3 protein-coding genes and 1 pseudogene are annotated in these 10763 nt (G+C 67.7%); all 4 read left to right on the plus strand.

All coding sequences use genetic code 11. The annotated features are described in order from the left end of the window. The coding region (locus BL253_RS38405; protein ID WP_116438937.1) for a thioester reductase domain-containing protein at positions 1 to 5133 on the plus strand (5133 nt) is incomplete at its 5' end. 1111 nt (positions 5134 to 6244) lie between these two features. Continuing rightward, positions 6245 to 9013: an ATP-binding protein gene (locus BL253_RS38410; protein ID WP_081439109.1), complete on the plus strand. Its 2769-nt coding sequence runs from the start codon at positions 6245 to 6247 to the stop codon at positions 9011 to 9013. A 338-nt stretch (positions 9014 to 9351) separates the two neighbouring features. Further along, positions 9352 to 10527 carry an acyl-CoA dehydrogenase family protein gene (locus BL253_RS38415; RefSeq protein WP_076823006.1) on the plus strand — a complete coding sequence of 392 codons (1176 nt, stop codon included), beginning with the start codon at positions 9352 to 9354 and terminating at the stop codon, positions 10525 to 10527. A gap of 34 nt (positions 10528 to 10561) precedes the next feature. After that, positions 10562 to 10763: pseudogene (locus BL253_RS38420) on the plus strand (cytochrome P450); the annotation flags it as partial.

Raw genomic sequence — 10763 nt, forward strand, 5'->3', positions numbered from 1 at the left:
TCCGCGAAGTCCCCACCCGCGCTCGCGGCCCAGGCCCGACGACTACTCGACCACCTCCACACACACCCCGACACCCCCCACCAGCACATCATCACCACCCTCGCGACCCGCCGCGCCACCCACGACCACCGCGCCGCCATCACCCCCACCAACCACGACGAACTCCTCGACGCCCTCACCGCCCTCACCGAGAACCGCCACCACCACGCCCTCACCCACAACCGCGCGAACCCCCGACCCACACTCGCCTACCTCCTCACCGGCCAAGCCTCCCAGCATCCCGGAATGGGAATGCAGCTCTACCACACCCACCCCGCCTACGCCGAAGCATTCGACACCACCGCCCACCACCTCGACAAACACCTCGAAACCCCCCTCCACACCCTCATCACCCACCCCCACCTCCTCCACCAGACCGGAAACACCCAACCCGCCATCTTCGCCCTCCAAACCGCCCTCCACCACCTCCTCCAAACCTGGAACATCACCCCCCACCACCTCCTCGGCCACTCCATCGGCGAAATCACCGCCGCCCACATAGCCGACATCCTCACCCTCGAAGACGCCGCCCTCCTCATCACCACCCGCGCCCGCCTCATGCAAAACCTCCCACCCGGCACCATGATCTCCATCCAGGCAACCGAACAAGAAATCCAACCCCACCTCACCCACCACCCCAACATCGCCATCGCCGCCATCAACACCCCCACCCACCTCGTCATATCCGGCGACACCACCACCACCCGAAAAATCGCCACCCACTTCACCGAACAAGGAAGAAGAACCCGCGAACTCAACACCTCCCACGCCTTCCACTCCCCCCACATGGACCCCATCCTCGAAGAATTCCACGCCACCGCCCAGACCATCACCTACCACCCCCCCAAAATCCCCATCATCTCCACCCTCACCGGCACCCACGCCACCAACACCGACCACCGAACCCCCGAATACTGGACCAACCAGCTCCGCAACACCGTCCGCTACGCCGACGCCACCCGAACCCTCACCGACCACACCCCCACCACCCACAACCTCGAAATCGGACCCGACAACACCCTCACCACCCTCACCCGCACCACCACCCAAACCCCCACCATCAACACCCTCCACCCCCACCAACCCGAAACCCACACCCTCACCACCGCCCTCGCCCACCTCCACACACACGGAACACCCATCACCTGGAACCACCCCCAAACCCCCCACACACCCCTCCCCACCTACCCCTTCCAACACCAGACATACTGGCTGGATCGACGAGGTGAGAGCGGCTCGAGAACGAAGCCGAACACCGAGGGTTCCGACGCTCTCCGTCATCCCGTATTCATTTCTCCGCCGGTCGCCGTAGCGGGGTCGGACGAGATTCTTCTCCAGGGGCTTGTGCCGGCCGCGGCCCACGAAAGCCTCGTTTCTTACCGGCACGACGGGTCGGCGGTGCTTTCCCCGTCGGCGTTGGCCGAGTTCGTCCTGACCGCCGCCGCCCAGGCCGGCGCGACGGTGCTCGACGAGCTCGACGTAGAGGTTCCTTTTCTGCTTCCCGACGCCGGGACGGCGCGGGTGCAGGTCCGCGTGCTGCCCGCCGACATGGGCGGCCGCCGCCCTGTGACGGTGTACAGCGCGCCCGAGTCACCCGACGGCCCGTGGACACGCCATGCCGCCGCGCTCACGAGCGGTGTGGGTGACCCGGTCGAGACCGACGAGCCGGACGCGGCGCTGGTGGACTGGCCAGGGGGGGCCATGGCGATGGACGTCGACGAGGCTCGGCGACAGCTGACCGCCGCGGGCCGAACGGCGCGGGCGGTGTCGTGCCTGCGGGCTGTCTGGCGGTCGGGCGACGCGCTGCGCGCCGAGGTCGCCCTGCCTGACGACGCCGACGGTGACGGGTTCGTCCTGCATCCGGCACTGCTCGGTGCGGCCGTGGACACGACGCTCCTGCTTCGTCAGTCAGGCCCGGAACACGACCTCATACCAGCCGCGACGAGCTGGCGGCGCCTGCGAGTGTTCGCGGCCGGCAGCCGCGCGCTGCGCGTCCACATCGCCCCGTCGGCGGACGGCGGCCACACGGTCCACCTTTCCGACCTGGAAGGGCGGCCGGTGGCCACGATCACGTCGGTCTCGCTGGAGGCGGTCACGGCACGGACGCTCACGGAGGCGCGGGTGCGCCAGAGTGACGCGCTGTTCCAGGTCGCCTGGCGACCGACCGGCGCCGCGCCGACCACCGGGCGACGCCTGCGCTGGGCGGTCCTGGCGGGCTCCGCCACCGGCGCTGCCGCGGCACCCCACCCCCGCGCCAAGGCCATGGCCACGGAAGGCGCCGAGATCCTCCCCACTCCACGGGACGTCGCCGCCGCGCTGGACGCCGGTCGGCCGGTCGACGCCGTCGTCGCCTGGGTCGAGGGGCCCGGCTCCGCCGACCGGGCACAGGACGTCCACACGACGACGCATCGGGTGCTCACACTGCTGCACGAGTGGCTCGCCGAGGACCAGCTCGCCACGGTCCCCCTCGTCCTCGTCACGCRCGAGGCCGTCTCCACGGCTCCCGGTGAGGACGTCACGGACCTCGCCGGGGCCGCGGCGTGGGGTCTGCTGCGTACCGCGCAGAGCGAGCATCCCGGCCGCTTCCACCTCGTGGACGCCACCGCCGAGCCCGACGGGACCGACAGCCGGTTGCCCTCGGTCCTCGACCTCGTCGTCACGGCCCGGCGCAAGGAGACGGCACTACGGGCGGGCATGGTCCTGGTTCCTGAACTCCGGCGCTCGCGGTTTCGCCGGCCCACGCACCGCGACGCCGCCGACCTGCGCTGGCACGAGGGCACCGTCCTCATCACCGGTGGCACCGGCAGCCTGGGCGCCGGCCTGGCCCGTCATCTCGCCCACCGCCACGGTGTGCGCCGGCTCCTTCTGGTCAGTCGCCGCGGGCCGCGGGCGACGGGCGTCGACGAACTGCGCGCCGAGCTGTCCGGCGCCGGCACGCACGTCGCCGTCGAGGCGTGTGACGTCGCCGATCCCACCGCTCTGGAGGCGCTCCTCGACGGAATTCCCGCGGAGAGTCCCCTCACCGCCGTCATCCACACTGCGGGTGTCCTGGACGACGCGCTGGTGACATCCCTGACGCCCGAGCGGGTCGACGCGGTCCTGCGTCCCAAGGTGGACGCCGCCTGGCACCTCCATCGGCTCACCAGCGACCAGCCAAGGGGAAGGGCGCTGCGGGCGTTCGTGCTCTACTCCTCGATCGCCGCCACGGTCGGCGGTCCGGGACAGGGCAACTATGCGGCGGCGAACTCCTATCTCGACGCTCTCGCTCACCACCGCCGCGCGCACGGACTGCCCGCGCTCTCGCTGGCCTGGGGGCTGTGGGAGCAGCGCGGTGGCATGAGCGGGCATCTCACGGACAAGGACCTGAAGCGGATCGCCCGCGGCGGGTTCCTCCCGGTCGGTGAGGAACTCGGAACCGACCTCCTGGACGCGGCGCTCGGGCTGGACGACGCGGCGCTCGTCGCGACCCCGTTGAACCTTCCGGCGGTACGCAGGGGTGCGGAGGAGATCCCCGACCTGCTGCGAGGGCTTGCCCGCGTGCCCGCACGGCGCCGTCCCCTGGGCCAGGAGCCCGACGCGGCACCGCTGGCGGAGCGGCTCGAGGGCCTGGCCGGTCCCGAACGGCGCGCCCTCGTCATGGCGGCGCTGCTCACCGAGATCGCGACCGTCCTGGGACATGCCGACCTCGACGGCATACGCCCGGACCAGGCGCTGCCGGAGCTTGGCTTCGACTCCCTCACGTCGGTCGATCTTCGCAACCGGCTCGACGCACTGGTCGGAACCCGGCTGCCGGCCACTCTGGTCTTCGACCATCCCACCCCCGCGGCCCTCGCCGATCACCTGGAGCGGGTCGTGCTCCGCGGCGGGCGAGCCGCCGAGGAGGCGACACCGGAACGGGCGGGCTCCGCGGGAGACGTCGACTTCCACGCGGAGGTACGGCTCGCGGATGACATCGTGCCCGCCGCCCCGTACACGGCATCCGCGGCGGAGCCGTCCGACATCCTGCTCACCGGCGCGACGGGCTTCCTCGGCGCCTTCCTGCTGCGTGACCTCATGCGGACCACCTCCGCGCGCGTGCACTGTCTTGTCCGCGGAACCGACGAGGCGTCGGCCCTGAGCCGGCTACGAGAGAACGCCCGTTGGTTCCGGGTATGGGACGACGTCGATCCCGGCCGGCTGTCCGTCGTCGTCGGCGATCTGGAGGCACCCGCGCTCGGCCTGTCGGAGCAACGATTCGACGACCTGGCCCGAATGGTGGACGTCATTTACCACAACGGCGCGGCGGTGCACTGRCTGAAGCCGTACGCGACACTGCGGAACGCCAATGTCGGAGGTACTGAGGAGGTTCTCCGACTGGCGGCCAGGCACCGTACGGTCCCTGTCCACTACGTCTCCACGATCGGGGTCTTCAAYGGACAGGCGACGAACGGAGCGCCGCTGACCACACGGGACGAGACCGGGCCACCCGAGGCACTGCCAAGCGGCTACCTGCAAAGCAAGTGGGTCGCCGAGGGGCTCATCGACCTGGCCCGGCGGCGTGGAATACCCGTGTCGGTCTACCGCGTCGACGTCGTCTCGGGCGATCAGATTCACGGCGCGTGCCAGACGAAGGACTTCGTATGGCTGAGCCTGAAGGGTCTGCTGCAGGCGGGCAGCGCCCCAGCCGGTGTCAGTGGCCGGTTCCACCTGCTGCCGGTCGACTACGTCAGCGCGGCGATTCTCGGCATAGCCCGCCAACCAGCCGCCGTTGGTGCCACCTATCACCTGTTCAACGAGGCCGCGTTGAGCCTGGAGCAGTGCGTTCACTATCTGCGCGAGCAGGGCTACCGGCTGCGTGAAGTCCCGTGGGACGAATGGATTGACTCGGTTCGCTCGGATCCGACGAACGCGTTGAACCCGCTCCTGCACGCCTTCGAGATGATGACGACGGCCACAGACGCTTTCTATCCCGCGATGGACACGACCGAGACGGAAATGGCGCTGGCCGGGACCAGCGTTGTCTGCCCGGCGTTGACCAGGGAGCTTTTCACCACTTATGTCCGCTTCTTCGTGCAGGTAGGCAACTTCCCGCCACCTCCCGGCGACGTCGGCTGAGCCAAACGGCCTGCGGTAAGGGGACATCCCTTCGCCACGAGTCGATCTGACGCGGTCACTCACACCAGCCGCCGTCGGTCGAGCGCCACCGACGGCGTGCCGTGTGGCGAGGACCACGATGAGCCCGACACCGTGGCGATGTTACGTCGCTGTATCCGCTCACTCCCATGACCAGGGTTCATCACGTTCCGTGATCGACACGCGCGCGGGGACGCGGTGCCGGTCACCTCAGGTAGCACGTGGTTACCTCGAAGTCAGTACTTACCTCCGAGTCTGAGGCGCCATAAGGTCGATTTGAAGGGACAGACCACTGCTCTCCACGCGGAGAAACACAAGAGCCCGCATCGTGGCGGGTTCATTCAAGCGTACCTTGACAGCGCTATAGCACAGACCGGGGGTTGAGTTCGGATGAACGATTGGAGCCGCTGTCCCCGTGAACGACCAGGATACGCCGGCGCCCATGGAGACGTGAGCCCGTATCGCGTTTTGGATCGCCGGCGATCCAAAGAGGACGAGCGGCGCGACGCAGGCGCAGGTTGCCCTTCGCTCCGTCAGCGAACGCCTTTCTCACCATGAGGACTCGGGCCTCGAAGCTCGCCCTGACTCATGCCGCTCTATGGGCCGAGACGAGGACCGCCCCGTCGGCCGAATCGGGTTCACGCGTACCGTCTCGATCACCCAATGGGGATGTCGTGCGCGGCATAGACGAAACGTCCCGCGCGGGCTCCGGAAAAATCCGTGACGAGACCGCTGACCTGCCCCGGCACCGCAAGAGGAGATACGCACGTCCGCCGTGGAAATGGCGTGCCCGGGGGCACTCCGCCGCCTGACGTCGTGGCTGGCCGCGGCATTCCGAGACACCACGGCGCTGGCCACCCGAACCGTGCCCGTGAGCTCCTAACTATGGACCRCCCCAGCCGCCGGAGGCCTACTGCGCACCCGGCGAAGGGAGCGGCGAGGCCGTCAGYGGCGGGCGCGCGGGTCGACGGGGACCGCGTACCGCTGGCCTTATGCTGGTGTTGACGACCGAAGCTGGTCGCGCCGGGCCGCCAAACACGCCAGGCCCTGCCCCTCAACGTCACATCCACCTCACGGGACAGATCAAAGCCCAATGCCATTGGGTTACAACCCCTCTCTGTCTTTGAGTGGTCCACTGACCTTCGGCGGCACCGGTCGATCTTTACTCAACCAAGCAGCATTAGAGAAAGTCGTCAACGAGCCGAATGCCCTGAACACGAATTCATGCAGGCATATCCGGCAGCGGGGAATTATGCGCTTCGCGCCCAGACGCCCGGCGAGTCCGGCCACGGCGTTTGCCGGCCTGTCTCCCGCGCCGCGCCATGGGGTCAACTCACGAACGCAAGGAGGAGCCGTGCAGTTCCGAATCCTCGGGCCCCTCGAAGTCCTGGATGGCAGCCGTCCGATCTACCTGGGCGGTGCCAAACCCAAGGCGACGCTCGGATATCTGCTCCTGCGGGCCAACCGGGTCATCGCCATCAGTGACCTTATGCGCGCGTTGTGGCCCGATGACGACACGCCGGCCTCGGCGCGGAAGATCCTCCAGAACGCCGTGTGGGGACTGYGCCGCGCCCTAGCTCCCCGAGCCGGCGCGAACCCGTCCGTCCTACTGGATACACAGTCACCGGGCTACAAGCTGTCGATCAACCCGTCCGATGTCGACGTCCACCACTTTCAGAGCACGGTTGCACGTGGACGAGAGGCACTCACCATCGGTGACCCCACCACGGCGGCCCTCATTCTCCGTCAGGCCCTCGAGCTGTGGCGAGGCCCGGCCCTGGCCGACCTCGTGGAGGCCGGAATCACCTGGCCTGAGCTATCCGCTCTCGAGAACGGACGCAGAGACGCGATGGAGGATCTCTTCGACGCGGAACTGGCGAGAGGCCGCCACCAGGTCGTACTCGGCGAGCTGGAACACATGGTGGAGAACACGGGTCTGCGGGAGCGAGCTCACGCCCAGCTGATGATCGCGCTGTACCGCAGTGGCCGCCAGGCGGACGCACTCAATGTTTACAGTCGAGTACGATCGGTTCTGGTCGAAGAGCTCGGTCTTGAACCTGGGCGCGAGTTGCAGACCTTGCAGCAGGCGATCCTGAGCCAGGATCCCGCGCTGAACCTCCCAGGCGACACCACCTGGCAGACCATCCGGTACGGCTCGGCGGCGCTCACCGTCGACGGCCCCAGGCCCGCGGCCCCAGCGCGGGCGGCCCCGCCTGTCTCGACTCACCCACCCCGATTCCTCCCCGGCCAGCCGCCGCCCGTCAGGACCAGTGCCGATCACCTGACTGTCGCCAAGGTGCGGCCCGACGCGACCGCGGCGGGAGACCACGTCGACGCGCACGACGCCGGCCGGCCGACGAACGGCCAGTTCCTCACCGAGTCTCCGACGATCACGTCGATGCGGCAACGGCATGTCAGCGTCCTGCTCGTGCGTGCCCAGCTGGACGCTGGGAGTCTGGACGATGACCCCTACGCGGTGGACGAGATCCTGGAGGACGTCTCGCGGTGGGTCCAGAAAAGTATCGAGAAGTTCGGCGGATTCGTCACCGCGGCGATTGGCTCTGTCTCGATGGCGGTGTTCGACACCGAACCAAACAAGCAGGAGCATCCCCAGCGAGCCGTACTGGCCGCACTGGCGATTCGCGAAGGGTTCAGATCCGCCGCGCATTCACCGCCGGCCCCGAGCCACGAGGGCCGACTCTTGTCGCAAGCCGCGGTCGCGACCGGCACGGCCCTGGTATGTCACCGRCCAGATGACCCAGATCAGCCTCTGTCTATCAGCGGCAGTCTCCTCAATCTCTGCGACTCTCTTCTCGGCCGGGCCCAGACCGGCGAGATCCGGGTCTGCGAGACCACACGGGCACGGACGATGGAGGCGATCGACTATCGTGCCGCGGGCGGGTGGGATGACGCCGCACACGGCAGCGACTGGACGGTGACGAGGGCTCGCCGACGCGAGGCCGATCAGCACCTTGCCACCGCCGCGCGCCGGGAGGTGGAGATCGCCCTGCTGACCGGTCTGCTGGAGCGGTCCCGCTACCAGAGCACACCACGGATGGTGACGATTCTTGGTGAACCCGGGTCCGGCAAGACCCACCTGCTCGCCGAGTTCGCGCAGTTGTCAGCGGCGCGGTCCCGGGTCGTCCGCTTCGCCGTGGACCAGGCCCGGCACTCTGAACGCAGCACCGCGGCCGAGCTGCGGCGAACGCTTGTGCTTTCCCTGTGCGACGCGGAGGCGCCGGGCGGCCACGCGGTCATGTGGGACCGGCTAGCACGGACAGTCACCCGGCTGACCGATGACGTGGATGAGGCACGCCAGCTTCTGCGGGGTCTGCATCCGCTCGTCGAGCCAGATCACCGGCTTGAGGACGTGATCGAATCGGCGACCAGGTCGATCGCCTGCCGCCAATTTATGAGACTCGTCGCCCACGAGCAGCCCGTCGTCCTCCTTGTCGACGATCTCCACCTCGCTGATCACGTTCTTTCCGCTTTCGTCTCCGGCCTCACCCGTCTCAGCGACGTACCACTGCTTCTGGTCGCCACAACCGAGGTGGAACTCGCGCTCCAGGATCCCGTGTGGGAGGGCGCTGAGAGCCATGTCGCGACGCTGGCTCTTGAACCACTCCCAGAATTCGCCACCGACCTGCTTCTGGACGTCCCGCCGCGCTTCGTCACGATCCCGCAGGACCCGGACGCGGACGGGGCGGTCAGCCCGTCGCGAGCGCTGGTCCAGGTCGATGTCGCGGGCCCGCGGGACGCGCGGTCTCATCTTCTCCGCGCGCCGCTCCAACACCAGCCGGCACGGCAGGTCCGCCATGATCCTCAGTCTTGGGATGACCGGCTCGCCACGCCGAGTAGGTAGTCTCGCGCCGTCACATCCGACGGTCTACGAGGGTCGAAGCCCTCGTCGGCCCTCGACCCCCAACTGTCCGGCCGCAGCCGGCAGGCGACGCGGCGGGGCCAGATCACCAAAATGCTGGCGACCAGTGAGATTAGGACCAGGTGGTCGTTCAGGCACCCCCTCGAGACCTCACCCTGGTCAGGTTTACATCCTCCGGTCGGCTAGGAAGAGCGCGTAACGCGCCACCTGTGAGCGAACCATTACCGAAGCATGGGTGGGAAATTCCAGCCGTCCACATAAAGTGAGCCCGGCAACCGACGGATAAAAGTGGATCCCATGAATTCCCAGCCGGAGGCAGCATGACTTGGCTCGGTACTGATGCCCTGAACGTACTGGACGCGGTGCGGGATGCGGTGCCATCCCTGCGTAACAACGGTGCGGCCACCGAGAACCAGCGCCGAATCCTGGACGAGAACATCGAGCTCCTACAGGAGGCCAGGGTCTTCCGTATTGCGGTTCCCGAACGGTTCGGCGGCCTCGACCTCCCCGTGGCGCAGCAAGCCGAGATCTTGACCGCGATATCCCGTGGATGTGCGTCGACGGGCTGGGCCTCGATGGTGTGGGTCTCTACCGCCTGGATCGCCAGCCTGTACCCGAACCGCGCTCAGGAGGAGGTGTTCGAAGGGGGCTCCGTTCGAATCTCCGGCGGGTTCACCCCATCTGGCACGCTCGTCCCGGTCGACGGCGGCTACATCCTCAACGGCAGCTGGCGATTCAACACGGGCGTGCGCGGAGCGCAGTGGAACGTCCACGCGGCCACAGTCGATCATCCGGATGGCAGGCACGAGGAACTCTTCGCTCTGGTGCCGACCGGGGACATCACCATCGCCGACGACTGGGACGTGTTCGGCGCCTCGGGCACCGACAGCRCCACGTCCACGGCAAAGGACGTGTTCGTCCCCGATCATCGGGTGGTGGACACCTCGGTCTACGACGCGTCCACGGGCAACCGCTGGAATGCGGACACGAAGGGTCGCAACTACAACCTTCTCAGCTACGTCCTGGCTACCTGCGCCCCCGTCTACCTGGGCATTGCCCAGAATGCCCTGGAACTGTTCATCGAGCGGCTGCCAGGCAAGGGCATTACCTACACGTCCTGGACCGAGCAGCGCGAACACCCGCACACACAGATCCAGGTAGCGCGGGCCGCGAACCAGATCGCCGCCTGCGAGGCACTCTCCCGGGACTGGTTGGAAGTTATCCAGGGCCGCGCGGACCGCGGGGAAAAGATGACTGTCGCCGAGAAGGCGGTGGTCCGCGGACAGGTCGGCTACCTGGTGCAGTCGACCAAAGAGGCCGTGGAGACGCTCTACAACATTAGCTCTGCGTCCACTATTCTGCGCACCAACCACTTCCAGCGCGCGTTCCGCGACATCGCGGCACTCTCCCTGCACGGCCTGTTGACGCCGACAAGCTCCCTCGAGGCACACGGCCGCGTCCTGCTCGGACTCGAGCCCGGCACCGACTATCTCTGACGATCCGTTCCGGCGCTTTCCAGGAGGTTAAATCATGCAGACAACGGAGCAGGCGCCGACGCTGTTCGACTCGGCCTATTATCAGGACCCGTACTCGGTGTACGACTGGCTGCGGATCCATGACCCGGTTCACCGTTTCCGATTTGGCGTCGGCGATGTGCCGATGGTGTTCCTCTCCCGGTACGACGACGTCAGGGCGCTCCTGAGCGATCAGCGTTTCAGCAATGACGGGGCCG

Source organism: Pseudofrankia asymbiotica, assembly GCF_001983105.1.
GTDB classification, from domain to species: Bacteria; Actinomycetota; Actinomycetes; order Frankiales; family Frankiaceae; genus Pseudofrankia; species Pseudofrankia asymbiotica.